21 protein-coding genes and 1 riboswitch are annotated in these 26,640 nt (G+C 60.1%); of the genes, 10 read left to right on the top strand and 11 right to left on the bottom strand.

The window, feature by feature from the left end; translation table 11 throughout:
- Positions 1 to 4 precede the first annotated feature (4 nt).
- The 5 genes from cysI to ubiT form a co-directional block, all read right to left on the bottom strand.
- A complete protein-coding gene (cysI, locus tag EDC38_RS09315; RefSeq protein ID WP_123638267.1) occupies positions 5 to 1,714 on the bottom strand; it encodes an assimilatory sulfite reductase (NADPH) hemoprotein subunit in 1,710 nt (569 codons plus the stop codon).
- On the bottom strand, positions 1,714 to 3,498 hold the full coding sequence (locus EDC38_RS09310; RefSeq protein ID WP_123638266.1) for an assimilatory sulfite reductase (NADPH) flavoprotein subunit: 1,785 nt from the start codon (positions 3,496 to 3,498) through the stop codon (positions 1,714 to 1,716). The genes cysI and EDC38_RS09310 overlap by 1 nt, the downstream gene beginning before the upstream one ends.
- Positions 3,499 to 3,661: 163 nt before the next feature.
- A complete protein-coding gene (locus EDC38_RS09305; protein WP_123638265.1) occupies positions 3,662 to 4,435 on the bottom strand; it encodes a class II glutamine amidotransferase in 774 nt (257 codons plus the stop codon).
- A gap of 109 nt (positions 4,436 to 4,544) precedes the next feature.
- Positions 4,545 to 4,964 carry a ribonucleotide reductase subunit alpha gene (locus tag EDC38_RS09300; protein ID WP_123638264.1) on the bottom strand — a complete coding sequence of 140 codons (420 nt, stop codon included), beginning with the start codon at positions 4,962 to 4,964 and terminating at the stop codon, positions 4,545 to 4,547.
- Positions 4,965 to 5,075: 111 nt separating this feature from the next.
- Positions 5,076 to 5,558 (bottom strand): ubiquinone anaerobic biosynthesis accessory factor UbiT, encoded by a 483-nt coding sequence (gene ubiT / locus EDC38_RS09295; protein ID WP_123638263.1) that lies wholly within the window; start codon positions 5,556 to 5,558, stop codon positions 5,076 to 5,078.
- A 94-nt stretch (positions 5,559 to 5,652) separates the two neighbouring features.
- Here ubiT and ubiU point away from each other — a divergent pair, with 94 nt between their 5' ends.
- The 5 genes from ubiU (at position 5,653) to EDC38_RS09270 (ending at position 10,847) form a co-directional block, all read left to right on the top strand.
- Positions 5,653 to 6,648, top strand: a complete 996-nt coding sequence (gene ubiU, locus EDC38_RS09290) for a ubiquinone anaerobic biosynthesis protein UbiU (protein ID WP_123638262.1) — start codon at positions 5,653 to 5,655, stop codon at positions 6,646 to 6,648.
- Entirely contained in the window at positions 6,648 to 7,523 is an 876-nt protein-coding gene (locus EDC38_RS09285) for a U32 family peptidase (RefSeq protein WP_123638261.1), read from the top strand. The genes ubiU and EDC38_RS09285 overlap by 1 nt, the downstream gene beginning before the upstream one ends.
- Positions 7,524 to 7,565: 42 nt before the next feature.
- The gene (locus tag EDC38_RS09280) at positions 7,566 to 9,704 is read left to right on the top strand and encodes an adenosylcobalamin-dependent ribonucleoside-diphosphate reductase (protein WP_123638260.1); all 2,139 of its coding nucleotides are present in this window, start codon (positions 7,566 to 7,568) and stop codon (positions 9,702 to 9,704) included.
- Between the two features lie 14 nt (positions 9,705 to 9,718).
- Complete coding sequence (locus EDC38_RS09275; RefSeq protein WP_024461223.1) at positions 9,719 to 10,381, top strand: TSCPD domain-containing protein; 663 nt, start codon at positions 9,719 to 9,721, stop codon at positions 10,379 to 10,381.
- 91 nt (positions 10,382 to 10,472) lie between these two features.
- Positions 10,473 to 10,847, top strand: coding sequence for a putative zinc-binding protein (locus tag EDC38_RS09270; protein WP_123638259.1), 375 nt, complete (start codon positions 10,473 to 10,475; stop codon positions 10,845 to 10,847).
- A gap of 9 nt (positions 10,848 to 10,856) precedes the next feature.
- Here the strand turns inward: EDC38_RS09270 and moaB are convergent, their stop codons facing one another.
- Both moaB and moaA read right to left on the bottom strand, forming a co-directional pair.
- Complete coding sequence (moaB, locus tag EDC38_RS09265; RefSeq protein ID WP_024461221.1) at positions 10,857 to 11,372, bottom strand: molybdenum cofactor biosynthesis protein B; 516 nt, start codon at positions 11,370 to 11,372, stop codon at positions 10,857 to 10,859.
- Positions 11,373 to 11,413: 41 nt separating this feature from the next.
- A complete protein-coding gene (gene moaA / locus EDC38_RS09260; protein ID WP_123638258.1) occupies positions 11,414 to 12,391 on the bottom strand; it encodes a GTP 3',8-cyclase MoaA in 978 nt (325 codons plus the stop codon).
- Positions 12,380 to 12,533, bottom strand: a riboswitch (molybdenum cofactor riboswitch). Its footprint overlaps the gene before it by 12 nt.
- A 186-nt stretch (positions 12,534 to 12,719) precedes the next feature.
- On the opposite strand from moaA, the gene trhP reads away from it, so the two are divergent.
- From trhP to EDC38_RS09245, 3 genes are all read left to right on the top strand, one after another.
- A complete protein-coding gene (gene trhP, locus EDC38_RS09255; RefSeq protein WP_123638257.1) occupies positions 12,720 to 13,985 on the top strand; it encodes a prephenate-dependent tRNA uridine(34) hydroxylase TrhP in 1,266 nt (421 codons plus the stop codon).
- A 277-nt stretch (positions 13,986 to 14,262) separates the two neighbouring features.
- Positions 14,263 to 14,652 carry a BlaI/MecI/CopY family transcriptional regulator gene (locus EDC38_RS09250; protein ID WP_123638256.1) on the top strand — a complete coding sequence of 130 codons (390 nt, stop codon included), beginning with the start codon at positions 14,263 to 14,265 and terminating at the stop codon, positions 14,650 to 14,652.
- Positions 14,649 to 17,057 (top strand): M56 family metallopeptidase, encoded by a 2,409-nt coding sequence (locus EDC38_RS09245; protein ID WP_123638255.1) that lies wholly within the window; start codon positions 14,649 to 14,651, stop codon positions 17,055 to 17,057. The genes EDC38_RS09250 and EDC38_RS09245 overlap by 4 nt, the downstream gene beginning before the upstream one ends.
- 283 nt (positions 17,058 to 17,340) lie before the next feature.
- On the opposite strand, the gene moeA is transcribed toward EDC38_RS09245, so the two are convergent.
- The gene (gene moeA, locus EDC38_RS09240) at positions 17,341 to 18,564 is read right to left on the bottom strand and encodes a molybdopterin molybdotransferase MoeA (protein WP_123638254.1); all 1,224 of its coding nucleotides are present in this window, start codon (positions 18,562 to 18,564) and stop codon (positions 17,341 to 17,343) included.
- Entirely contained in the window at positions 18,564 to 19,214 is a 651-nt protein-coding gene (narL, locus tag EDC38_RS09235) for a two-component system response regulator NarL (RefSeq protein WP_024461215.1), read from the bottom strand. Before narL ends, moeA begins: the two co-directional genes overlap by 1 nt.
- A 238-nt stretch (positions 19,215 to 19,452) precedes the next feature.
- Between narL and EDC38_RS09230 the strand changes: the two genes are divergently transcribed.
- Together EDC38_RS09230 and EDC38_RS09225 are read left to right on the top strand one after the other, a co-directional pair.
- On the top strand, positions 19,453 to 20,952 hold the full coding sequence (locus EDC38_RS09230) for a hypothetical protein (protein WP_123638253.1): 1,500 nt from the start codon (positions 19,453 to 19,455) through the stop codon (positions 20,950 to 20,952).
- A 163-nt stretch (positions 20,953 to 21,115) separates the two neighbouring features.
- Complete coding sequence (locus tag EDC38_RS09225) at positions 21,116 to 23,776, top strand: nitrate/nitrite transporter (RefSeq protein WP_123638252.1); 2,661 nt, start codon at positions 21,116 to 21,118, stop codon at positions 23,774 to 23,776.
- A 41-nt stretch (positions 23,777 to 23,817) separates the two neighbouring features.
- On the opposite strand, the gene EDC38_RS09220 is transcribed toward EDC38_RS09225, so the two are convergent.
- The gene (locus EDC38_RS09220; protein ID WP_123638251.1) at positions 23,818 to 26,019 is read right to left on the bottom strand and encodes a molybdopterin cofactor-binding domain-containing protein; all 2,202 of its coding nucleotides are present in this window, start codon (positions 26,017 to 26,019) and stop codon (positions 23,818 to 23,820) included.
- On the bottom strand, positions 26,006 to 26,494 hold the full coding sequence (locus tag EDC38_RS09215) for a (2Fe-2S)-binding protein (protein WP_123638250.1): 489 nt from the start codon (positions 26,492 to 26,494) through the stop codon (positions 26,006 to 26,008). The genes EDC38_RS09220 and EDC38_RS09215 overlap by 14 nt, the downstream gene beginning before the upstream one ends.
- Positions 26,495 to 26,640 lie beyond the last annotated feature (146 nt).

Raw genomic sequence — 26,640 nt, 5'->3', positions numbered from 1 at the left:
GGCCTCACCCGCGGGCGATCAATGGCTGATGAAAGTCTTCGGGGCCGCTGTAGGGACGGATAATGCCGCTGCGGTAGAGAAAATCTCCAAACCCTTCATCGGCATCGCGCTCCCGGGCAAAACGCTCGAACAGCGGTTTCAGATCGGCGAGTATCTGTGCCTCGTCGATATTCTCCCGGTATAGGCGGTTCAACCGATTGCCACCGGTATCGGCGCCCAGGTACAGGTTGTATTTTCCGGGGGCCTTTCCGGTGAGTGCAATCTCCCCCAGGTAGGGGCGGGCGCAGCCGTTGGGGCAGCCGGATACGCGCAATTGAATCACCTCGTCACCGATGCCCGCCTCACTCATCAACTGGTGAACTTTCTGACTTAACTCCGGCAGGTAGCGTTCGGATTCGGCCATGGCCAGTCCGCAGGTGGGGAAGGCCACGCAGGAAATGGCGTTGCGTGCCAGCGGTGAGCTGTTGCTGCCATCATCCAGGCCGTAGTGCTCCACCAGCTTCTGGATGGCTGACTTCTCCTGTTCGCTGACGCCAGCGATGATCAGGTTCTGGTTGCAGGTGATGCGAAATTCGCCTGAATGAATTTGGGCGATGCTGCGCAACGCGGTACGCAACTTCAGTTGCTCGAAATCGCGAATGCGGCCGCTGGGGATAAACAGCGTCAGGTGGTGCCGACCCAGGTCGTCCTCGGTCCAGCCGAACTGATCGCCACTGTCCTTTAGGGTGTAGTCCCGCAATGGTTCCAGCGGCGTGCCGTGCACCTCGGCAAACCGATCCTTGAACCAGTCCAGCCCGTAATCATCGAGCGTGTATTTGAATCGGGCGTGAGCCCGGTCGGTGCGGCAACCGTGATCGCGCTGAATGGCGGCAATGGCCTCGCAGGCATCCACCACCTGATCGGCCGGCACAAAGCCGACCGGGCTGGCAAGGCGCGGGTAGGTACCGGTTTCCCCGTAGGTCATACCCATGCCGCCGCCCACGGCGATGTTGTAGCCGATGATGTCGCCGTGTGCTTCGATGGCGATCAGGCCGATGTCGTTGGCCAATACATCGCAATCATTGTGGGGTGGCAAGGCGATGGCGACCTTGAATTTTCGGGGCAGGTAGCGGTAGGTGTAGAAGGGTTCTTCCTCTTCGCCTTCGCGCGTTTTTGGTGCTTCGTTCAGCCAGGTTTCTTCATAGGCCCGCGATCGCCACATCAGTCGTTCGCTGATCTGCACTGCATGGTCATAGACCCGTGCGTGATTGGCAGAAAGGTGCGGGTTGACGTTCGTCACCACGTTGCGGTTGACATCCCCGCAGGCGCCCCGGCTGTCCAGCCCCAGCGAATCCAGATCTTGAATCAGCGGTTGCAGGTTTTCCTTGAACACCCGATGAAACTGAAACGTCTGTCGGGTGGTCAGGCGCAGGCTGCCGTCGGCAAAGCGGTCGGCGACTTCATCAAGTCCCAGCCACTGGTCCGGGGTCAGTACCCCGCCGGGTAGCCGCAAGCGCAGCATAAACTGGAAGTGCGGTTCAAGTTTCTGCTGACGGCGCTCTTCGCGCAGCTCCCGGTCGTCCTGCTGGTAGAGGCCGTGAAACTTGCTCAGGTGCGTGTCTTCATCGCGCAGCGCGCCAGTGGCATGATCCGCCAGGGAGTCGCGCAGGGTACCCCGCAGATACCGGCTCTCGCGCTTGATCTGTTCGGCTAAAGGCAAATCGTCATGGCTCATCAGTACACATCTCTCTGGTAGCGTTTGCTTCGGGTCAGCTCGCGCAGGTATTGCTCGGCGCTGTCGCGGCTTTTGTGTCCGTGGGTGCTGACCACGTCGATCAGGGCTTCGTGCACGTCCGGCGCCATGGCATTGGCATCGCCGCACACGTACAGGTGCGCGCCGTCCTCGATCCAGCGCCAGAGCTCTGCCCCCGCCTCACGAATTCGGTGTTGCACATACACTTTGTCCGGCCCGTCCCGGGAAAAGGCCACATCCAGTCGGCTGAGCAGCCCCTGCTTGCGCCACTGGAGCCATTCGCGCTGGTAGAGAAAATCGGTGCGAAAATTCCGGTCGCCAAAAAACAGCCAGTTCTTGCCTGAGTGCGCTTCGGCCTCGCGCTCCTGCATGAAGGCACGAAACGGCGCTACCCCGGTGCCGGGGCCGATCATCACAATCGGCGCGTTGGGGTCATTCGGGAGGCGGAAGTTCTTATTGGTGTCGATAAACACCGGTGCCGTGTCATCCAGCGCCAGGCGATCCGCCAGCCAGGTTGAGCCCACCCCTTCACGCAGGCGCTCGCGTTGTTGGTAGCGCACCGCTGCCACGGTCAGGTGCACTTCGTCATCCACGGCCGCCTGGCTGGAGGCGATGGAGTAGAGACGGGGCGGCAGGCGACGGATGTGGTCGACCAGCGTCTGGGCACTCAGTCCGCCAATGGGATATTCCTGGAGCAGATCCAACAGATCGCGCCCGTGCAGCCAGTCGATCAGCCCCCGTTTATCGTTGGTCAATTGTTGAAGCTCGCTGGCCTCACTCAGTTTGGCCCACTGTTGCACCGTCGGTGGTGTCAATCGCGTCAACTCAAGGTGATGCTGCAACGCCTGATGAAGTGTCAGGGAATCGTCCTTGAGCGTCACGGGTTGCTCGCCGTCCAATTGGGTCTGCTCGAGAATCCGGGCCACCAGCGTTGGATCGTTCTGCACGTAAACGCCCAGGGAGTCGCCGGGTTGGTAGCGCAGCCCGGAATCTTCCAGGGAAAGCTCCAGGTGGTGCACCGCCTTGCTGGAGCCCCGGCCGTTCAGCGTTACCCTGTCCAACAGAGGGGCGGAAAACGGGTGTTTTCGATCATGGCCCGCAGTGGCGGAGGGAGATGCTGTGGGTGTCGGAGCGACGGCAGCCGTGCTCTTGGTCTCGGATTTGAGTGTCGACAGCAGTTGCGTCATCCACTGATCGGCCGCCTCCTCATAGTCCACATCGCAGTCCGCGCGATCGATCATCCGCTCGGCGCCCAACGCCGCCAGGCGTTGATCAAAATCCACCCCGGTCTGGCAAAAGTATTCGTAGCTGGAATCCCCCAGCGACAGTACGGCGTAACGCAGCTGACCGAGTTTCGGTGCCTTGCGCCCGTGCAGGTACTCGTGCAACCCAAGGGCATTATCCGGAGGATCGCCTTCGCCGTGGGTGGAGGTGATGAGGGCGAGCCGCTCGGTCTTTTTCAGTTGCCGGACGGGGAATTCGTCCATATCCAGGCTCTCGACGTCTAAGCCCTGGGCGCGGGCCTGCTCCGCCAACTGTTCGGCCAGGGTTTCCGCGTTGCCGGTCTGAGAACCGTACAGTATGGTCAGTGTGACGGCGGAACAACTTGCGCTGGACGGTTCGCCGCCGGCTTGCAGCGCGGCCCGGTAGCCGGCCAGATAGCCCTGGACCCAGTCCAGTTGCTGCTCGTTCAATTCCCGGAGTAGGGCGTCGATTTGCTGGCGCTGAGCGTCGTTCAACGGTGAGGGTGGCAAGGGTGCGTTCATGCGAAGTCGGGCTCCCACGGGTTCCGTGATCCTGTGACTTTGATAGTGACTCAGGCTAACAAAAACTCAAGGTATCGCCGCCGTTTTGCTTAGACGGATGTGTCCTAAGCAAAGTGCCCCTGGCGATAAACAGATGTCGTTAGACTTCGCTTAGGCGAGCGTTCTATTCGGTTTTTTGCATTGCAATTTCGCCCTTGCGCCACAAGCGCCACTCTCCGGGTTGGTAGATATCCCAGGTCTCATCGCTGGTGAGCGGCTCGGTGACGATCACACTGACGATGTCATCGGGCGTGGTTTCGGATTCGAAATCCACCATCATGTCGGCGTCTTTCAGGCGGGCCGGGCCGAAGGGCGCCCGGCGGGTGATGCTCGCCATTTTGGTGGAGCAGTAGGTGAACAACCAGTCGCCGTTGCTCAACAGCAGGTTGAATACCCCCTGACGGGCGTAGTCTTCAGACAGACTCACCAGCCGCTGCACCACCTCGGCGGTCGGCGTGTGCCGATCGCAATGTCGGCGCAAGTGGTTGAGCATATCGCAGAACAGCGCCTCGCTGTCCGTCGTGCCCACCGGTTCGTAGAAACCGGGTTCGGGCGCGAAATCCGATATTTGGCCGTTGTGGGCAAACACCCAGTACCGGCCCCATAGCTCGCGGGTGAACGGGTGGGTATTGGCGAGGCAAATGTCCCCCACATTGGCCTGACGGATATGGCAGATGGCCACTTCGCTTTTGATCGGGTGGGTCTGCACCACTTCGGCGATACGGGAGGAGGCGCTGGCATCGGCGTCGTGGAAATTGCGCACCCCTTTGCCTTCGTAAAACGCCACGCCCCAGCCATCTTTGTGAGGCCCGGTCTCGCCGCCACGGCGGGTCAGGCCGGTAAAGCTGAAACACAGGTCGGTGGGGGTGTTGGCGCTCATGGCCAGGAGTTCGCACATAGTGATGAGGCTCTCGGGTTTCGGAGGTCTATCACCATTATACGCATCGAGGCGTCTTTCGCAGGTCTTGGGCGCGCCTTTCGATTTCTGGGGCGCGACTCGTTGAGCGCTATCCGTGGGTGATCTGCATCGGGACGCCGGAACGGTCGAATGCCAGCAAGTTATTGATCATCCCGTTGCGAATGGCGTGAATGACTTTTTCGATGGCGTCGTCCACCGCTTTCGGGGTGGGTAGTTTGTTGTCCGTGCCGGGCAGGGCGGCAACAAAAACCGCATCCCACGTATCGCTCGCCTGCTTGGCTTCTTCGACCAGGCTGGAGAAGTCTGCCAGTTCGTCGGGGCGCTTGTCGATACCGGCCAGCGGCGCCAGGTGGCCCCCGTGTCCCTCCTCAAAATCCCGCGCCTGCTGCTCGGTATAGCCGGTGGGTAATTCTCGGCGCGCCAGAACCAGAATCAGCTTTTGTGGTTCCGGTTGAGAGCGGGCAATAGTGAGAAAGTCATCGAAGTGGTTCAGCTCAAAGGTGCTCATAGCAATGTGGCCATTGTTGTAAAACGAGAGTTCTGCCCATTGTGCACACTTTCGGGGTGAACTGTGATTCCTCTAAAGGGGTAGACCCATGGGGGAATATCGCGGGGTCGGTCATAGCAGTAGGCTAGTGATCAGCCGGTAAGCGGGCGGGGGGATCAGTCCTTCGGGGTCCTGACTGTCGAGGAAATTTTTCAGTTCCAGCCCCAGCTCGGTATCGCCTTCAATGGCCAGCTTGCGGCGAAAGAACAGGGTGTCGGGATCAACCTGGCCGGCCATGATCTGCAGCAGTGATCGGGTATCGGCCCGAAAGGTCACGTCGGATGCCACAGGCTTGAGCGAAACCTGCAGCCGTTGGCCGAGTAGCGTCACCGCGAAGTCCAGGTTGATGTCCGGCACGGTGATCCGCGCCTGGCGGCCGTGCAGAAAATCCAGCTCGCCCCGGCGCAGCGCCTTTGAAAAAGTGTGGTTCAGGCCGACGCCTAAAGTGTGTCGGCGAATTGTCTCGGGGATGAGTGGCTGGGCCACTTTGGCGCATTGAGTGAGCCGGGGGAGCGATGGGCGAAATGATGCTGAATGGGATTGCATGGTAGTCATAGTGGGGCACCTCCTGAGCGGGCATGCTAGCAAACCCGGGTGGCGTCGCCACTCGCCCAAAATAGGTACAGTCTTTAAACAGAGGTAAACGCCGATGGAATTACTTTGTCCCGCAGGAAGCCTGCCCGCGCTGAAAACCGCCCTGAAAGAGGGGGCCGATGCCGTCTATGTGGGCTTGCGCGGTGATACCAATGCCCGGCACTTTGCCGGCCTCAATCTCGACACCCTGGGGCTGCGCGATGCCGCCCGGGAAACCCATCGGCAGGGGCGGCGGTTGCACGTGGCGATCAACACCTTTGCCCACCCGACACAATGGGACAGTTGGCAACAGGCAGTGGATGAGGCCGTCAAGGCCGGAGCGGACGTGTTGATCATCGCCGATATGGCGGTGTTGGCCTACGCGGCGGAACGCTACCCCGAGGTGGAGCGGCACCTGTCGGTGCAGGCCTCGGCCACCAATGCGGCGGCCATTGATTTTTACCAACAGGCCTATGGCGTCAGTCGCGTGGTGTTGCCGCGGGTGCTGTCCATGAAACAGGTATCGGCACTGGCGCACACCGTGAGTACCGAGCTGGAGGTGTTTGCCTTCGGCAGCCTGTGCATAATGGCTGAGGGGCGCTGTTATCTCAGCTCCTACATGACCGGCGAGTCCCCCAACAACTCCGGCGCCTGCTCGCCCGCCAAGTTCGTCCGCTGGGAAGAGAAACGCGGCGTGCTGGAATCCCGCCTGAATGGCTACCTGATTGACCGCTTTGCTGGCGGTGAGAACGCCGGTTATCCCACCCTGTGCAAAGGTCGCTTCGAGGTGGACGGTGAGCGCTACCACGCCCTGGAGGAACCGACCAGCCTCAACACCCTGAGCCTGTTGCCCGAGCTGTACCGCGATGGCATCAAGGCGGTGAAGATCGAGGGGCGTCAGCGTAGTCCCGCCTATGTCGGCCAGGTTACCCGGGTGTGGCGTAAGGCCATCGACCGGTTGCTGGAAGACCCGGCCCAGTATCAGGTGCACCAGGATTGGGACCAGACCCTGGCGGGACTGTCCGAAGGGCATCAGACCACCATCGGGGCCTATCACAGGAGTTGGCGTTAATGTTAAAACTGACGATTGGACCCATTCTGTATTACTGGCCCAGGGAGCAGGTGCAGCGTTTTTACACGTCGGTGGCCGAATCGGACGCCGATGCCGTCTACCTGGGCGAAACCGTGTGTCCCAAGCGGCGGGAGCTGAAGTTGGAGGACTATATGGCCCAGGCGCACCAGCTGCGTGAGGCCGGCAAAGAAGTGGTGTTATCCACCATGACCTTGCTGGAGTCTCCTGCCGACCTGCGCGAGCTGCGCCGCTACTGCGACAACGGTGAATTCGCGCTGGAGGCCAACGACATCGGCGCGGTGGGTCTGCTGCGCGAGGCGGGGCTGCCCTTCGTCGCCGGGGCCGCGATCAATTGTTACAACCCCCAGACCCTGCGCCAACTGGTGCAGTTCGGCATGCAGCGCTGGTTGATGCCGGTGGAACTGTCCCGGGAGTGGTTGTCGGAGATACTGAGTCAACCGGATATTGAGGATATCCGCAGCAGCTTTGAGGTCGAGGTGTTTGGCTTTGGGCACTTGCCCCTGGCCTGGTCGGCGCGCTGCTTTACCGCCCGCTCGGAAAATCGGCCCAAAGATCAATGTGACTTGTGCTGCATCAAATACCCGTCGGGTCGTCCCGTTTACAATCAGGAAGGCGAGCGGCTGTTCGTGCTCAATGGTATTCAGACCCAGTCCGGAGATCGGTACAATCTGGTGACCGAGGTGCCGCAAATGGCCGGGCTGGTGGACGCGGTGCGCCTCAGCCCGGAGCCCGAGGGCACCCTGGAGTGGCTCGCCCGGTTCCGGGCCGCCAGCCGGGGCGAAGCCCAGGCGCGCGCCGCGCAGGACGTCAACGGCTATTGGCACAAGATGGCCGGTATCGTGCAGGTCGCCTGAGCGCGGCCCCCCAAATTCCAACGACTTTATTGAGGCTGACGAATGACAGAGCAATCCAGGGACATCACCGAGTCGGCGGTCGAACTTCAGCCCGCCTCCCAGGACATCTGGGACCAGAAATACCGCCTGAAAGACCACCAGGACCAACCGGTGGATCAGACCATCGACGCCACCTGGGAGCGGGTCGCGCAGGCGCTGTCCGAAATCGAGCCCAAACGCAAAGCCCACTGGCGCGAAGAGTTTCTCTGGGCCCTGCGCAACGGCGCCATACCGGCCGGCCGGATCATTTCCAATGCCGGGGCCCAGGCCTACAAGCCGGCGACCTCCACCATCAACTGCACCGTCTCCGGCACCATCGGCGACTCCATGGAAGATATTCTGCACAAAAACCTCGAGGCCGGCCTGACGCTGAAAGCCGGCTGCGGCATCGGTTACGAGTTCTCCACCCTGCGCCCCAAAGGCGCCTACGTGGCCGGCGCCGGCGCCAATACCTCCGGGCCGCTGTCGTTTATGGATATCTACGACAAGATGTGCTTCACCATTTCCTCGGCCGGCGGCCGGCGCGGTGCCCAGATGGCCACCTTTGATGTGCACCATCCGGATGTCAGCGAATACATCCGGGCCAAGCGCGAGGCCGGGCGTCTGCGCCAGTTCAACCTGTCGCTGCTGATTACCGATGACTTTGTGCAAGCGGTCAAAGCCGATGCCACCTGGCCGCTGAGTTTCCCCATCACCGAGGACGACCTCAAGCGCGAGGGCCTGGACGGTGATGACCCCGAACAGGTGGTCTGGCGGCGCCTCGATCATGTATCCGACAAATACCTGCGGAACGACGACGGTGAAATCGCCTGCAAGGTCTACAAGAAAGTCCCGGCGCGGCAACTGTGGAACCAGATCATGCGTTCCACCTACGACTTCGCTGAGCCCGGCTTTATCCTGATCGATCGGGTCAACCAGTGGAACAACAACTGGTTCTGTGAAGACATTCGCGCTACGAATCCATGCGGTGAGCAACCCCTGCCACCCTATGGCAGTTGTCTGCTCGGCTCCGTCAATCTGACCCAGTGCGTAAAGCATCCCTTTACCGAGCAGGCGGAATTTGATTGGGAGAAATTCCGCAAACTGGTGTCCATTTTTACCCGCATGCTGGATAACGTGGTGGAAATCAACGGGCTGGCACTGGCGGAGCAGCGCCGGGAGATTGAGCGCAAGCGCCGCCACGGCATGGGCTTTCTGGGGCTGGGTTCGGCCCTGACCATGCTCACCATTCCCTATGGCAGTCCCGCGTCTATCGCCTTTACCGAACAGGTGAGTAAAGAGCTGGCGCTGGCCGGCTGGCGCGAGTCGTTGAACCTGGCCAAAGAAAAAGGCCCGGCGCCCATCATGGCGGAAACCTTTGAGGTCACGCCCATCATGCTGGCCAAGCAACCCGATTTGGCCAGAGAGTATAAGGTGGGCGATCAGGTGCCCGGTAAAGTGCTCTGGGCAAAGTACAGCCGCTATATGCAGCAGGTGGCCGAGGAAGATCCGGCACTGGTGGCGGCGCTGGCGGATACCGGTGGCCGCTTTACCCACCACTCCTCCATTGCGCCCACGGGCACCATTTCCCTGTCCCTGGCGAATAACGCCAGTAATGGCATTGAGCCCAGTTTTGCACACCACTACGCGCGCAATGTGATCCGCAGTGGCAAGAAAACCAAGGAGAAAGTGGATGTGTTCTCCTACGAACTGCTGCGCTATCGCCAGCTGGTCGAGCCCAAGGCCAAACCTTACCCGCAGCCAGGGGAGACCGGTCTGCCAGAGTACTTTGTGGTATCCGACCAGATCACTCCGGAGCAGCATGTGGATGTGCAGGCCGCGGCGCAGAAATGGATTGACTCCTCCATTTCCAAAACCATCAACGTGCCCACAGAAATCGCCTACGACCGGTTCAAGGACATTTACCTGTACGCCTACGAGAAAGGGCTGAAAGGCTGCACCACCTTCCGCTTCAACCCGGAAGCTTTCCAGGGCGTGTTGGTGAAAGAACAGGATCTGGAAAATACCACCTATGTGTTTGAGCTGGAGGACGGTCAAAAGCTCGAACTGAAGGGCAACGAAGAGGTGGAGTACGACGGCGAAATGCACACCGCCGCCAATCTGTACGAGGCCTTGAAAGAAGGTTATTACGGCAAGTTTTAATTGGAGCAGTCTGTATGAACGCCAAAGTTATTGACAAGAAAATCACCGGCTTCTCCATCAAAAAGCCGGAGCCCGAGAAAGAGCCGGACATCGAGCGCATGCACGAGAAGTTCGAGCGCCCGGAAACCCTCGAAGGCAGCACTTACAAGATCAAGACACCGCTGTCCGACCACGCCCTGTACATCACCATCAACGATGTGGTGCTGAACCCGGGCACCGACCACGAAGTGCGCCGCCCCTTCGAGATTTTCATCAACTCGAAGAACCTGGAGCATTTTCAGTGGGTGGTGGCGCTGACCCGCGTCATCTCCGCGGTGTTCCGCAAGGGTGGTGATGTGACCTTCCTGGTGGAAGAGCTGAAAGCGGTGTTTGACCCACAGGGCGGCTACTTCAAATCCGGCGGCCGCTTTATGCCCTCGCTGGTGGCGGAAATCGGCGACGCCATCGAAACCCACATGAAGCGCATCGGCCTGATCCAGGATGAAGCGCTATCCGAAGCGCAGCGGGAGGTGCTCAAGGAGAAGCAGGTGGAGTACGAGCAGAAGCATCACATCGAGCATGGCAGTGATGAGTTTCCGCCGACCGCAACCCTGTGTCTGAAGTGCCACACCAAAGCAGTGATCATCATGGATGGTTGCAAAACCTGCCTCAATTGCGGCGCGTCCAAGTGCGGCTGAGCCTCGACTGAGGCTCAGTTGATTTACGTCAAGGCGGATGTGTGCAGTCAGCGTAAAGTAACTTCACACGTTGTCAGCTTTGGAATTTACTATGGACGACACACAGAAACCGCTGGTTTACGCCTGCTCGGGCCGCTCCAACGTGGCCCAGTTGGCGAACGATATTGCCGTGGTTATGGACCGGGAAGGCCACGCTGAAATGTCCTGTATTGCGGGCGTGGGCGGCGATGTACCGAGTCTGGTCAAGGTCGCCAAATCCGGCCGCGATATCTGCGCCATCGACGGCTGCGCCCTGGCCTGCGTCAAGCACTCCCTTGCCCGCCACGGCGTAACGCCCAAGTGGCATATTGAGCTTACCCGCAAGGGCATCAAAAAGCGGAATCAGGAAGGGTGCTCCATTCAGGAGCATTACGATGTGTTGCGCAGTGTGTATAGCGAGTTGGGGATTATCGCGACGGGGGAGTAGCGTACTCTCCTACCGCATCAAATGCCCCACAAAATTACAGGGCCCCTGCCGCGCATCCAACTGCGGCTGCAACAACTTCGTCCATCCTGTGCGGCAGGCCCCGGTCGACCCGGGCAGACAGGCAATCAAGGTATGATTCGCCAACCCCGCCAACGCTCGAGACTGAATGGTCGACGTGCCAATCTCCCCCCAGGAAATCTGCCGGAACATCTCCCCAAACCCTTCCACTTCTTTATCAAACAACGGCTTCATCGCCTCGGGGGTCGAATCCCGGTCGGTAAATCCGGTGCCACCGGTGATCAGGACCACATGCACGTTGGCATCGGCGATCCAGACGGACACCTGGGCGCGAATCTGATAAATATCGTCTTTCAATAAGGCGCGGTCGGCGAGGGTATGGCCCTCTTCCTGCAGAGCGTCCACCAGGTACTGACCCGAGGTGTCGTTCTCAAAGGTGCGGGTATCGGAAACGGTCAGAACCGCAATGTTCAGGGGTTTCATTTCCGATGGTAAGGCGTGTGCCATTAACAGCTACTCCGTAACAATCTATTGAGTCAGGTAAAAGTTTAACCGCCGATCATCGCCAACTGCCGGGTCGAGCCGGGGTTCTGCTCGTGCAGGTGATGGCTGAAATCTTTGCCCTTGATGGCTTCCCGCAAAAACGCCATCACCGGCTCCGGATCATCGGACTGCAACAGGTGGCGCAGGCTCTGGTGCTCGTCGACAAACAGGCACAGGAACAGCTGCCCCTGACTGGAGACGCGCAGACGGTTGCAGGTGGCGCAGAAGTCTTTGCTATAGGGCATGATCATGCCGATGCCGCCAGCGTAATCCGGGTGCCAGAATTCCCGGGCGGGGCCGGAGTCCCGACCGCGCAGTCGCTCCTGCCAACCCTGAGCGCGCATCCGCTCGATCACCCGGTCGCCGCTCAAATGGTGGCGGTCAAAAAACTCGACGTTATCCCCGGTCTGCATCAGTTCGATCATGCGCAGGGTGATCGGCCGTGTTTTGACGAAGTCGAGAAAGTCATCTAGCGCATCGTCATTGTAATGCTTCATCAACACGCTGTTGACCTTGATGTTGGGAATGCCCAACTCGGCCGCACGCTCCAGCCCCTTGAGAATTTCCTGCAGTTTGTTGTGACCGGTGATCATCTCAAACTTGGCGTGATCCAGGCTGTCGATGCTCACGTTGAGCGCATCCAGGCCCGCCGCGTGCCAGGCGTCGATGTCCTTGGTCAAACGGTAGCCATTGGTGGTCATGGCCACGGTTTCAATACCGGGGGTCTGCTTGCACAGTCGGATGATCTCGGTCAGATCTTTGCGCAGGGAGGGTTCGCCGCCGGTAATGCGCACCTTGCGCATGCCCAGGCGAGCAAAGGCATTCACCAGACGGCGGATTTCGTCGAGGGTCAGGTCCTGAGCACGGGCATCGGGGCCGCAATCGGTCCCATCCGGCAGGCAGTAGTCGCACCGAAAGTTGCACACTTCGGTAACGGACAGGCGCAAATAACTGAAGCGCCGATCAAAAGAGTCAGTCAGCATAGAAACACCTTTCCAAGCGCGGGAGGCGGCCCGGTTTCCCGAACGGCCCCGGTTACCTCGGCTCACCCGGTTGGGTGAGAGGGTAACGGCCCATGGACCCTAGCGTTGCCTTAGGTCAATGGGCTCGGTGTGAGTGTATGGTTAAGTCTAGCGCAAAACAGCGCGGTTTGTTTATGGCTCCGAGGTATAACCCCGCCTACCTCCTCATGGGTAGTTGGCACTTTTCGGTGGCAGTTTTGAGTCAAATCAACCACTTAGCGTGCGCGTGCCGTTAGTATGCGCGGGTTTTTGCCCGCTGTGATGCCCAATTCCTGAGGATCTTTGCCCAATGCCCCTGTTCGCCCCCGAACTTCTGTCCCCCGCCGGCAGCCTGCGCGCCATGCGTCTGGCCTTTGCCTACGGTGCCGATGCGATCTACGCCGGCCTGCCACGCATGAGCCTGCGGGTGCGCAATAACAGCTTTGATCACGAGGCCATGGCCCAGGGCATCAGCGAGGCGCATGCCCTGGGCAAGCGCTTTTATGCGGTGACCAACGTGGCGCCGCACAACAACAAGGTCCGCACCCTGATCAAGCATCTGGCGCCGGTAGTGGATATGGGGCCGGACGCCCTGATCGTCTCCGATCCTGGCGTCATCTGGCTGGTCCGCCAGCAGTTTCCCGGCATGCCCATGCACTTATCGGTCCAGGCCAATACGGTCAACTGGGCGGCGGTCAAATTCTGGCAGGAGCAGGGCGTCGAGCGGATCATCCTGTCCCGGGAACTGGGCATCGAGGAGATCGGCGAAATCCGCGAGCAGGTGCCGGACATGGAGCTGGAGGTCTTTGTTCACGGAGCCCTGTGCATGGCCTATTCCGGGCGCTGCATGCTCTCGGGCTACTTCAACCACCGCGACCCGAATCAGGGCGCCTGCACCAATGCCTGCCGCTGGAAATACGAGGCCAAACCCGCCCGGGAAGATGAGGTAGGGCAGTGGGAGCCCGTGGTGATCGAGGACAAGACCCGCCCCGGTGAGCTGATGCCGATGGATGAAGACGAACACGGCAGCTACATCCTCAACTCCAAAGACCTGCGTGCCGTGGAGTATGTGGAGCAGCTGACCCGGATGGGCGTGCACTCGCTCAAAATCGAGGGGCGCACCAAGTCGCCCTACTATGTGGCCCGCACCGCCCAGGTCTACCGCCGCGCCATCGACGATGCCGTCGCCGGAAAAGCCTTTGATCCGAGCCTGCTGTTTGAGCTGGAAGGCCTGGCCAACCGAGGCTACACCGCCGGCCTGCTGGACCGCCACGCCCGCCCCGAAACCCTGCAGAACCTGGAGCGTGCGCACCACAACGGTGCCCAGCAGTGGGTGGCCGAGCCCAAGGCGAGGGTGGGGGACTGGTACGAAGTCGAGGCCAAAAATGGCTTCTCCGTGGGCGAACGGTTGTACCTGTTGACGCCCGGGGGCAATCATCCGTTTGAGCTAACCGCACTGCAGGATAAAACCGGCACCCCAATAGTGCGCGCCCCCGGCTCGGGCCACCGCGTCCGCCTGCAACTCCCGGTTCACTGCGATCCGAGCACAGCACTTCTGGTTAAAAACCTGCCGTAGGGGCCGAGCGCAGCGGTTAGACCGCGCATCCGCCGCTGCCAAACTTGAAGTTTGGGTGGTGCGTGCCGTTTTGTTGCGGCGGGTGCGGCCTTTGGCCTTACCCGCCCTACGCGACCTCCGAGCCGTCCGCAGCCGAGCCCATCCGCCGTAACATACGCCAGCCCCGCTTATAACCATTCTTGATAGCCGATCTGCTCCGCTATTAAAAACGCTTCCTTCCCAATTACGAAAAATTTCGTAGAATAAATACGAAATGCTTCGTAATTAAGGAACCCCAATGCCCAAGTCGTCCCGTTCAACCCCAACTCGCTCGGAAATGCAGATCCTGGAGCAGCTCTGGCAGTGTCGTGAGGCCACCGCCCAGACCATTCACGACGCCCTGGGCGGTGAGCGCTCGGTGGGCTACACCGGCACGCTCAAAATGATGCAGCTGATGCACCAGAAAGGGCTTCTGGGGCGGCGGCGCGAAGGGCGTAGCCACGTGTACTATCCCCTGGTGGAAGAACAGGACACCAAAGCCTCGCTGCTCAGCTCATTTATCGATACCACCTTTTCAGGTTCCGCCAGCAAACTGATGATGCACCTGCTGGGCAATAAAACCGTGTCCCGTCAAGAACTGGACGAAATACGGGAATACCTCGATCGGATTGAGGAGGACAAGTCATGAACTGGCTGACCCAATGGCTGGGCGAGGCGTTTGTTTACGCCCTGGGGTGGACCCTATTGCACTCCCTTTGGCAGAGCGCCTTGGTGGCCGTCGGCTTGGCGCTGGTGTTGACGGTGACACCTCGCTGGTCGGCCAATGCCCGTTACCTGAGTGCGGTGATGGCCCTGGGGGTTGTCATGGTACTGAGCGCACTGACCTACAGCCGCTACTACGCGATAGTGGAGGTAGCGTTGGTAGAAGCCGCTGCCGTCCCCGAGCCGGTACTGACCGACTCCGGTTCGCTGTTCTCGCCGGCGGTGTGGGCCGACTGGATCAACCGGCATATGTCGGCCATCGTGCTGCTCTGGATGTTGGGCTTCGCACTCTTTATGGCTCGATATTGCGGCGGGCTGCTTTACTGCTATCGCCTGAAAAACCGGCTGAGTCATCCGGCATCGTCGCCGTGGCAGACACGGGTCAATGCCCTGGGGAGCCGCCTCGGAATCGGCAGGGGCGTGGTGCTGAGACTCAGCGAGCGCCTGGAAGGACCTTGTGTTGTCGGTCATCTGAAGCCGGTGGTTCTGTTGCCCGCTGCACTCCTGACCCAGATGAGTCGCGATGAACTGGAGGCGATCCTGCGACACGAGCTGGCCCATATCCGTCGCAACGACTATCTGGTCGGCCTGATCCAAAGCCTGATTAAAACCCTGTACTTCTTTAACTGGCCCGTGCTTTGGATCAGTGAGCAGATCGATCGTGAGCGGGAAAATGCCTGCGACGATATCGCCGCTGACGGTTGTAAAAGCCGGATTTTTTACGCCGAGACCTTGGCCCGATTTTCCTCGCTGAAGATGGACGGCTCGGCTTCCAATGATGGAGAACTCACCATGGCTATAAATGGAAAGCACCCGCACCTACTCGCCCGTATTCGTCGACTGTTTGAGCCCGCGACGTCTACCGCACGTCCGTTTGAAGGGCTGGTGTCCAGCTTGCTGCTGGTGGCGCTGGGGTTGTTCTTGAGTATGCACTCCCAAGCCGAGGACCAATACCCCGACATTGAAACCCTTGACGATGCCTCGGTGGAAAGCCTGATCGACACCTTTCGTTCGCAGTTGATAGACGCCGACGATGAGCCCCACTTTGTGACCACGCTGGTGCCAACCTCGGATTATCAGGCCCTGTCGGAACAGGAGCGGGCGGCGTTCGTTCGACACTTCAAAGCGGCGTTGTGGAAGGATCTTTATCGCGACAAAGAGCGTTCTCCGTTCTTCAGTCATCTCAACGAGGACGAGTGGTTGGAGGCGCGGCAGGTGTTGCTTGAGCAACATTATGCGCACTTCCTTCGGGCGCTGGAGGGTAAACTGGTTCGACTGGAAGAGCATGACGCCCGGGTGTCTGATCAATCCGATAAAATTCGTTTCGCGACATATGAGGGGGGACGAATGGAGGCGGAAGTTCCCGTCGGTTCAATTCGAGCGTTGCAAAATCAACCAGGCGAGTCAGTGGAGGCCGGCCCTTTTTCTCTACGCGCTTTGAACGATGGCAGCCTGCTCTTGACCCTTCGACGGGGGGAGCAGATGCCGGATTTCGTCACCTCGCGCAAGGTAGGATCGGAAGACTTTTCCGGTGATGGAGCCTTGGCGGGAAAGATGAAATTCTTTTCATATAATGATGACCCCAAGCAGGGGCACATTCGATCGTTCGCGGCTACCTCTGACTTTTATCAGGTGTGGTTGGGCAAAGAAGCTGTTGAATCTGTGTTAACTGGTCAGGACGCGGAAGGCTATAGCGCACTGCTTGGGTTTCGGGCCAGTCGAGAAGGCCTAATGGAAATAGCGTTTGATCCCGAGCCTGAACAATACCTTTCCAACCGCTTGATGATGTTTATGGATAGCGACAAGTTACCCTTTTTGGAAGAGCGGGAGAAAGAGCTTGCAAGTCTGTTCGCCAAGCTGCCCAGCGACTTGCATTCCTACCTCTATCAGGAAAAGCATTTAGAGCGTCATTTCCAAGCGTGGTCATTGCAAACAGGCGTTGTTATGAGTGACCGACAAAAACGGACATTCACCGTAATCTTCCAGAAAATGAGAGCCGATTTTTTGCTTGAGGCGGTGCAAGACCCGGAGCGTGATGCGCTGGAGATGGCTCACCATTCCATATCGGTCTGGGCCGATGATTTCAATTGGGTAAATATTTATCCTGGCAACAAGGAGCCCGACGCACTCTTTGACTTGATCATTGAAGATAAAAAAATTACGGAAGCCGTAGCCCAGGTCGCTGAGGTGTGTGAGGGCATCGAACGCCCTGAGGGGTACGAGTTGGTTACCCAGCCGGTGTCATTGTACGGCTATGAAACGCATTGTGAGCAATGGCAGGGAGTGTTTGAACAATTGGTGGAAAACCATGCCGATCTCGCTGCGCGATAGTTGATCGGCTAAACCCTAGCGCTTTGCCCGGGCTTGTCCCGGGCTTTTTTGTTACCGAGTGATGAACGAAACGATCTCCTATCTAACCGGTAGTATCCGTAGGGCGGATCGGTCCGACGTTTCGGAGTGCAACGCACGCATCCGCCGTTGCCAAGCTTGAAGCATTGGGTGATGCGTACCGTTTTGTTGCGGCGGATGCGTGCTTCGCACTTATCCGCCCTACGCGACCATCGAGCTATCCGCCCTACGTGGGCCTCGGTTATGCCCTATGGGAAAATTTTGGTCAGGTAATAAACCGATCAAAGGGAATGACGGTGACGGACTCGCCGGTTTCGACTTTGCCTCGCTCGGCTTCGAGCACGGCGTAGGCATTGGCGCCGAGGAAGGAGGTGAGTACACCGGAGCCCTGGGCGCCGTTGCTGTCGATCTGGTTTTCGCCATCGACGCAGCGCAGAGTCGCGCGTTGGAAGTCCTGTCGGCCCGGGCGTTTTTTGTAGCCGCTGGCGGCCTTGGCGGTCAGCTGCAAGGGCGGTTCCGGTGCTTCGCCGGCCATGGTGCGCAGGATGGGCAGTGCCAACTGGTGCAGGGTGACCATGGAGGACACCGGGTTGCCGGGCAGGCCAAAGAATACCGCCTTACCAAGGTGCCCAAAGGCAAAGGGTTTGCCGGGTTTGATGGCCACTTTCCAGAAGCCGATCTCCCCCAATTCGCCGAGAATGTCTTTGACATAATCCGCATCGCCTACCGATACACCGCCGCTGGAAATGATGGCGTCGGCTTCTGCTCCCGCGCGTTCGAAAGCGGCGCGGATCTGGTCTGGCTGATCAGGAATCAGGCCCAGGTCCAGCACCTCGACGTTCAGGCGTTGAAGAATGGCGATCAGACCGTAGCGGTTGCTGTCGTAAATGTGGCCATCTTTCAGTGGTTGTCCCGGTGGGGTCAATTCATCGCCGGTGGACAGCACCGCGACTTTGAGGCGTCGCTTGACCGAGGCCTCGGCCAAACCCAACGAGGCGAGCAGGGCAATATCCACGGGACCGAAACGATAGCAGGAGGGAAACACTTCCTGGCCTTGCGTGATGTCCTCGCCGGCGCGACGAATGTTCTCGCCCGCAGCAGGCGCTTTCATGACGCGAATGCTATCGCCGTCGACCTCGGTATTTTCTTGCATGACCACCGCATCGGCACCGGCGGGAATCGTGGCGCCGGTGGTAATGCGCACGCATTGCCCCGCGTTCAGTTCGCCGTCAAAGTGATGCCCGGCCAATGATTGTCCGACCAGCGTCAACACTTGTCCGGCATCTTGGGCGCGCAGAGCGTAGCCATCCATCGCCGAATTGTCGTAGCCGGGGACATTAAAACCGGCGTGTACCGGCTCGGCGGTGACCCGGTCGAGCAGCTCGGGTAGGGGAACGGTTTCCGTGTCGGTCACTGCCTGTACCGCCACTTGCATGCGGGCGATGGCGTCCTGAACCGGAATCAGTTGGGGTTCGTCGCAGCAGGCCATCAGTCACTCTTTTCCTGGTTGATCATCCACACGGCGGCTTCCACCCGCGAGCGCAGGCCGAGCTTTTTCAGCAGATGTTTGACGTGCACTTTGACCGTGCCGTCGGAAATGTCCAGCTCCCGGGCGATCAGTTTATTGCTCAGGCCCTTGGCGATCAGTTTGAGAATTTCCAGCTCGCGCCCGGTCAGGCTGTCGAGCTTGGCTTCGTTGTTGGGCTGGGGCTTGCGGATGGCGGTGGCCAGGGCCTGGGTCACGGCTTCGCTCATCACCATCTTGCCCTGCAGGGCGCGCTCGATCTGGGTGAGCAGTTCGTCCGGTTCCATGTCCTTGAGCAGATAACCGTCGGCGCCCCGGGAGATGGCGGCAATCACATCTTCGTCGGCGTCGGAGACGGTGAGCATCACGATGCGGGAAGTCACGCCCACCCCGCGCAATTTTTCCAGGGTTTCCAGTCCGTCCATGCCCTGCATGTTCAGGTCGAGCAGAATCAGGTCCGGGTCCAGTTCTTCCCCGAGCTTGATGGCTTCGGCGCCGCTGCCGGCCTGCGCGACCAGCTCCAGGTCGTCGGACAGTTCAATCAGTTGCTGCAACCCTTTGCGCAATAAGGGGTGGTCATCCACCAGCATGATGCTGGCCGCGTCGTGGCTCATAAAGATGTCTCCCAAATCAATCAATATCGCCGCATTGTCAGTGGCTTACCTCTTTTTGGCAAGTCGCGGGCGGCCTTAGCGCAAGGATGAGCGAGGCGCAAGCTGTCCAGTGTGGGTAGCCCTTTGGAGGGGGGCGCCCGAGTGCCACTATGTCCAAGGGGGCATTGAGCGCCCTCTGCCCAGCGCCCATAGTAGCGCGATGAGGATTACGATCAACCCTGCGAGCAGTGCGTTCCCTATGCGTGACTTGTCTACCCCGACCAAGGTATCGACCGACACGACCGGTCCGGGTCCCGGTTGGGTGGGGGCGGTATTGGTCTGCGGCTTCGGGCTCTGGCTGCTGCCGTCGGTCTGGGTGGTGTTGTTGGCGGCGACCCGCACCGATCTGAGCTATTCCGATTTACTGTCCCTGCTGGCGTTGACGGGTTTATCGGCCAGTTGCCTGCGCTTGACGCTCGGCTTCTGGCTGTTGAGCTATGGCCGCGGTCTGGTGCTCAGCACATTGTTGATTCTGCTGCTGGTGGCGGTGGTGCTGACCTTCATGCTCAGTGGCGCGCCCCTGAGCCGGACCTGGCTGCCGGCACTGTTTCTGTTGGTGGGGCTCGGCGGTGGCGGTCTGGCAGCCCTGGGCGGACCGGCGGAAACCTCAGACGAGGCACAGCGCTACGGCCTGGAAGCGGCCTCGCTGGCGGGGCATCTGGGGGTGGTGCTCAGCTTGTTGGTGGTACCGCTGGTTATTACGGTGCCGCTGCCGGTGGGTGAGCCCCAGTGGCTCAATCTGAGCGTCAGTCACTTTCTGGGGCGCCTGCCTGAAAACACTTCGATCTGGCTGGGCTGGAGCGGTCTGTTCTGGGCCATTTTCGCCCTGATCATTCTCCTGCTCTGGTCCCTGCGTGCGCCTTGGCGACAGTCCCTCGCGGTGAGCGATTGGCGTCGCGGTGTATCCGCGCTGTTCGCCGGCGGACTTCTGGCCGCGCTGGCCGGCTGGTTGACCTTACCTCGTTCGCTCGGTGGCGTCTCGGTCTGGATGCCGGTGGAGCTCACGCTGATGTGTGTGCTGGCCCTGTGCGTGTTGCTGGTTGCGGGGCTCTCCACCGCGCCTCAGCGTCAGCGGTTGATCGGTTTGTTGTCCCACCGGCACCTCTGGTTGATGAGCCTGTTGTGGCTTGCCAGTGTGGGTACATTCCTGGGGCTGACCCTGGTGTTCCCGATCGTGACCTGTCAGCTGTTCGGTGAGACGCAGGGGTATTCCGGAGTATTTCTTTATGCCTGGATGTTTCCCCTGTTGGCGATTCTGGTTCGCCCCTTGGGCGGTTGGGCGGCCGGGCGCTGGGGCGGTGCACGGGTGGCGGCGGTCAGTATGCTCGGGCTGGCGCTGGGCGCGGTGGCCGTATTCTGGAGCTTGCGTGCCCTGACCTTGTCCGAGTTCCCTCTGGACTACCTTATGCCGTATTTGCTCGCGATGGCGCTGCTTTTCGCGGCCTCGGGCATTGGTTACGCCGCCTTGCTGCGCGCACTGCCCCAAGTGTTCCCCCCGACCCGACGACAGCCGGCGCAAATGTGGCTGGTATCGGTAGCGACCCTGGGGATGGTGTATATCCCTCTGGCGCTGAATCGAGCCGGCGGAATGGACGGCGTCTATCAGGCATTTCTGGGCTTTGCGCTGTTCTATGGTCTCTGCGCGTTGGCGGCCTGGGCCTTGTACCTGCGGCGCCACGCGTTCATCTATAACCCCTAAGCCGAATTGCTCCTTATGCCAAAGAACTTTCGCCTACCCATTCAGAGGTAGCAGGTGGTGCCTAAACGGCTCAATAGGCAAGGGCGCCAATCGTTTCTACTATGAGGCAGTACCCCTAAACATTGTCGGGTTTTTTATCGGCCCGGTTCTCTGGAGACGCCTCATGCTTGATGCCAGCGCCATTGCCCCCCGCGACCAGCGGCGTGCGCTTTTTCTTTCCACCTTTGCGTTCACCCTGTGCTTTGCGGTCTGGACGATTTTTTCCATTCTCGGGATCCAGATCAAGCAGGAGTTGGGGCTGAGCGATACCCAGCTTGGCCTGCTCATGGCAACGCCGATCTTATCCGGGTCGATCAGTCGGCTGTTCCTCGGTGTGCTCACGGATCGGTTCGACGGCCGCTGGGTGTTTGGCCTGTTGATGATCACCACCGGTGTGGCCGTGCTGCTGGTGAGCATGGCGCAGAATTATTATCTGCTGTTGCTGGCCGCGCTCGGTGTGGGGCTGGCCGGCGGCTCGTTTATTGTCGGGGTGGCCTACACCTCGGCCTGGTATCCAGCGGGCAAGCAGGGCACGGCGCTGGGAATTTTCGGTGCCGGTAATGTGGGCTCGGCGATTACCAACTTCGGTGCCCCCTTCCTGTTGCTCGCGCTCGGATGGCAGGTGACGGCTCAGGTGTATGCGGTGGTGATTGCCCTGATGGGGGTGGGCTTTATTCTGTTCGCCAAGGCCGATCCCGGACTGGCGAAACGTCGTGCCAACATCACCTCGCTGAGTCAGCAGTTGGCGCCCCTGGGAGACCTTCGGGTCTGGCGCTTTGCGCTCTATTACTTTTTTGTGTTCGGCGCCTTTGTGGCCCTGGCGCTGTGGCTTCCCCACTACCTGATGGAAGTCTATGGGTTGGGCATTGCCGCCGCCGGTATTCTCACCGCGCTCTATACTATTCCCGCCTCGCTGTTCCGGATTCTCGGTGGTTGGATGTCCGATCGTTACGGCGCCCGTCGGGTGATGTACTGGACCCTGATCGCCTCGGTCATCTGCTGTTTTCTGCTCAGCTATCCGCCCACCGAATACCGGGTGCTGGGGGTGGATCGCACCCTGGAGTTCAGCTTTGAACTGACTCTGCCCGCCTTTGTGGTGCTTACGTTCATTCTCGGTTTCTTCATGTCGCTCGGTAAGGCAGCGGTGTTTAAACACATTCCGGTGTACTACCCGACCCACGTTGGGGTTGTGGGCGGTATCGTCGGCATGATCGGTGGCCTGGGTGGTTTCTTTCTGCCGCTGACCTTCGGCATGCTCAACGACGTAATCGGTGTCTGGCAGAGCGCCTTCATGTTGCTGTTTGTGATTTCTGGTGCGGCGCTGGCCTGGATGCACTACGCCATTCGCCTGGCGGAGCGGCACGAGTGGCGTTCCGGGCGGGACGTCACCGACCTGCCGGAGTTCTCCACTCCCGATGCCTTTGTGCTGGAGGACTGGCGTCCGGAAGATAAAACCTTCTGGGAAGAGAAAGGCAAAAAAATCGGCCGACGCAATTTGTGGATCTCCATTCCCAACCTGTTTCTCGCCTTTGCGGTCTGGTCCATCTGGTCTATTCTGGTGGTGAAAATGCCCCAGCTCGGTTTCCCTTATACCTCCAATCAGCTGTTCTGGTTGGCGGCTTTGCCGGCGCTGTCCGGGGCGACGCTGCGTATTTTCTACAGCTTTATGGTGCCGATATTTGGCGGCCGCCGCTGGACGGCGATTTCCACCGCCTCGTTGCTGCTGCCCTGCCTGTGGTTGGGTTTCGCCCTGCAGAATACCGATACGTCCTATCTGGTGATGTTGATTCTGGCCTTACTGTGCGGTTTCGGTGGCGGCAACTTTGCCTCCAGTATGGCCAACATCAGTTTCTTCTTCCCGAAAGCGGAGAAGGGGGGTGCCATGGGGTTGAATGCCGGCCTGGGTAATCTCGGGGTATCCGCCATGCAGCTGATCGCTCCGCTGGCGATCGCCGCCAGTGTGTTGGGCCCGTTCGGGGGTGACCCCATGGTGATTCAGTCCGGCGCCTTGGCGGGCGAGAACCTGTGGATTCAGAATGCCGCTCTGCTCTGGGTACCGTTCATTATTGTGGCGGCGATAGCAGCCTGGTTTGGCATGAACGATATTGCTTCGGCGAAATCCTCGTTCAGTGATCAGGCGGTGATTTTCAAGCGCAAGCACACCTGGCTGATGTGCTGGTTGTATCTGGGTGCCTTTGGCAGTTTCATCGGCTTTGCTGCGGGCTTCCCGCTGCTGTCCGGCATGCTGTTCAAGGATGTGGACCCGACCAAATACGCGTTTATTGGTCCCCTGCTCGGTGCTTTGGCGCGTCCGGCCGGTGGGGTGATTGCCGACAAATTGGGCGGTGCGCGCGTGACCCTCTGGACTTTCGCGGTGATGATTGCCGGTGTCGTCGGTGTGCTGCAGTTTCTGCCGGGTGAAGACAGTGCCGGTAACTTCTGGGGTTTCTTCGGAATGTTCCTGGTGCTGTTTGTCGCCTCGGGTATTCTCAATGGCTCCACATTCCGCATGGTGCCGGTGATGTTTATGATCCTGCGCCAGCGCGCGCTGGGCGATACCGAACAGGCACAGGTGGAAGGCAACAGGGAAGCGGCGGCGGTACTCGGTTTCATCTCCGCCATCGCGGCCTACGGCGGTTTCTTTATCCCCAAAGCTTACGGTACCTCATTCGATATGACCGGCGGTGTCGCCGCGGCCCTGACCGGCTTTGTGGTGTTCTACGTGAGCTGTCTGTTCGTAACCTGGTGGTACTACGCCCGACGTGGAGCTGAGGTGCCCTGTTGATGCAAAGTCTCCCCTTGTCGTTCAAGGGGAGACATTGTTTTCTAGCTGACCGTCAGGTCCGTGTTTTTGAGGGGAATATCGCGGATACGCTTGCCGGTTGCGGCGAAAATGGCGTTGAGCACCGCCGGAGCGGCCACCGCGATGGTGGGCTCGCCCACGCCGCCCCAAAAACCGCCGGAGGGCATGGTGATTACCTCCACCTTGGGCATATCCTGGAGCGTCATCACCTTGTAGGTGTTGAAGTTCTCCTGCTCAATGCGCCCGTCTTTCACCGTCGCTTCGCTATAGAGCAGGGGCGACAAGCCGTACACGAATGAACCGGCGACCTGCGCCTCCACCTGTTGCGGGTTGATGACATGCCCCGGATCGGTGGCGGCCACGATGCGGTGCATCTTGACCTTGCCGTCGGTGACTGACACTTCCGCCGCCGCTGCCACGTAACTGCCAAACCCCTTCACCTGGGCGATGCCCCGATGGATGCCTTCCGGCGGCTTGGTGTTCCAGCCGATGCCTTCGGCGGCGGCTTCGAGCACCGCCAGGTGCTTTGGATGGTTGGCCATCAGCTTGCGACGAAAGGCCAGTGGATCCTGGCCGGCGGCGTGGGCCAGCTCGTCAATAAAGCTTTCCAGGTACAGGGCGTTCTGGTTCAGGTTGACCCCGCGCCAGAAGCCCGGGCGGATGTGAGGGTTGTACATGGCGTGGTCCACCAGTAGATTCGGCACCGAATAGCCCAGAGCCATATCGCCCTCGGGGTCCAGCCCCTGGTACACCACCGGATCGCCCTTGTCACTCATCGCCTGGGGCATGGCGTAGGCCATGATCGACTGACCGGAGATGCGCATATGCAGAGCCTGGACATTGCCTTCATCGTCCAGGGATGCGCGCAGACGACACTGAGTCACAGGGTGGAAGCGGCCCTGCAGCATGTCCTCTTCCCGCGTCCACATCAGTTTGATCGGTGTGTCGGGAATCTGTTTGGCGATCAAGGTGGCCTGGCGTATATAGTCCGTGGCCGCGCGGCGGCCAAAGCTGCCGCCGATGCGCATGGTGTGGATTTCGCACACGTCCTGGGGCAATTCCGCCGCTTCGGCCAGGGCTTCCAGGGCCGTTCCCGGCACCTGAGTCGGCCCCCACATCTCACAGCCGTTCTTGCGCCAGCGCACGGTGGCGGCGAGCGTCTCCATCTGGGCGTGGTTCTGATAGGGATAGCTGTAGTCGGCTTCGATGACCCGCTCGGCCTTGGCCAGCGCGTCTTTGGCATCCCCGGCCTGATTGCCGATAAACGATGTGTCCGCGGTCAAACCTTCGCGCAGTTTTTTGGCGATGCTTTCGCTGGAGACCTTGGCGCTTTCGCCTTCATCCCATTCGATCGGTAGGGCTTTCAAGGCTTTCTGGGCACGCCAGAAGGTATCGGCCACCACCGCGACGGTTTCATCGTCGACGCGCACCACCTGCTTGACGCCGGGCATGTTCTTGACCTTCTCAGCGTCAAAACTTTTCAGCTTACCGCCGTGCACTGGGCAGGCCTTGGGCACCGCCACCAGCATGCCGGGCATGGAGAAGTCGGCGCCGTACACCAGGGAGCCGTCGAGCTTGTCCAGGGTGTCCAGCCGTGCCTTGTCCTTACCGGCAATACGCCAGTCTTTAGGGTCCTTGAGGCGGATGGACTCGGTTTTGGGCGGTTCGATGTCATTGGCCGCCTGAGCCACGGCGCCGAAGGTGGTGGTGCGCCCGCTGGGCTCGTGGGTAATCACCCCCTCGGAAACGGTGCACTCACTGGCGGGCACCTGCCACTGCCGGGCGGCAGCTTCAGTCAGCATCATACGGGCAGCGGCGCCGCCCTGACGCAGATACTCATGGGAGCCACGAATCGCCGTCGAGCCGGCAGTGAATTGACTCCCCCAGACATTGTCGCGCTCGCGGTTCTGGCCCGGCTTGACCAGTTCGAAGTCCACCTTGTCCCAGTCACATTCCAGATCCTCGGCCACCAACTGCGCCAGGCCGGTCAACGAGCCCTGGCCCATTTCCTGACGGGCGATGCGGATCAGCACCGTCTCATCGGGTTGAACCACCACCCAGGCGTTCACTTCCGGTGAGTCGGACTGCGCCAGGGTGGACGGGCTGAAGGGCACGGAAAAACCGAATACAAAGGCGCCGGCGGCCGCGCCACTACCCTTGAGAAAACCCCGGCGGGACAGGTTGACGCCGCCATTAGCGGGCGCTTGAGCTTCAGGCTTGTTCATTGGAACCTCCGGCCTTCTGGGTGGACGCCATGCGCTGGGCGGCGCGCTTTACGCCCTCCAGCACCCTCGGATAAGTCCCGCAGCGGCAGATGTTGGTGATCTCGCTCCGGATTTCCTCGTCCGTGGGCTCCGGGTTCTGCGCCAGCAGCGAGGCGGCGGCCATGATCATGCCCGGCTGACAGTAACCACACTGGGCCACATCAATCTCCGCCCAGGCCTCCTGTACCGGGTGAAACTGCTGCACCCCGAGGCCCTCGATGGTGGTGATCTTCTGATTCTCCCGCACCGCGCTGACCGGCAGCACACAGGAGCGCTGCGCCACGCCGTCAATATGGACGGTGCAGGCCCCGCACAGGGCAATACCGCAACCGTATTTGGTGCCGGTCAGGCCGAGCTGCTCGCGCAGCACCCACAGCAGTGGGGTATCGTCCTCGACGTCGACCTCTTTGGTCTCGCCGTTGATGGTGAGCTTCATGGTATGTCTCCGGGTGCGTGAAACGTGTTAAAAAACTAGGCACAGTATAGGAGACGTTTCACCGTCAGACCATGCGTATACCGAGCCAGTTAGAGCTTGAGTGTACCAATAGGATGGCGAAATAGTGAGATGGGCGCAACTGCATG

Origin of the sequence: Marinimicrobium koreense (genome assembly GCF_003762925.1) — a bacterium.
GTDB classification, from domain to species: domain Bacteria; phylum Pseudomonadota; class Gammaproteobacteria; order Pseudomonadales; family Cellvibrionaceae; genus Marinimicrobium; species Marinimicrobium koreense.
Note: the sequence above shows the minus strand (reverse complement) of the source record. Positions and strands in the feature narration are given on the sequence as shown.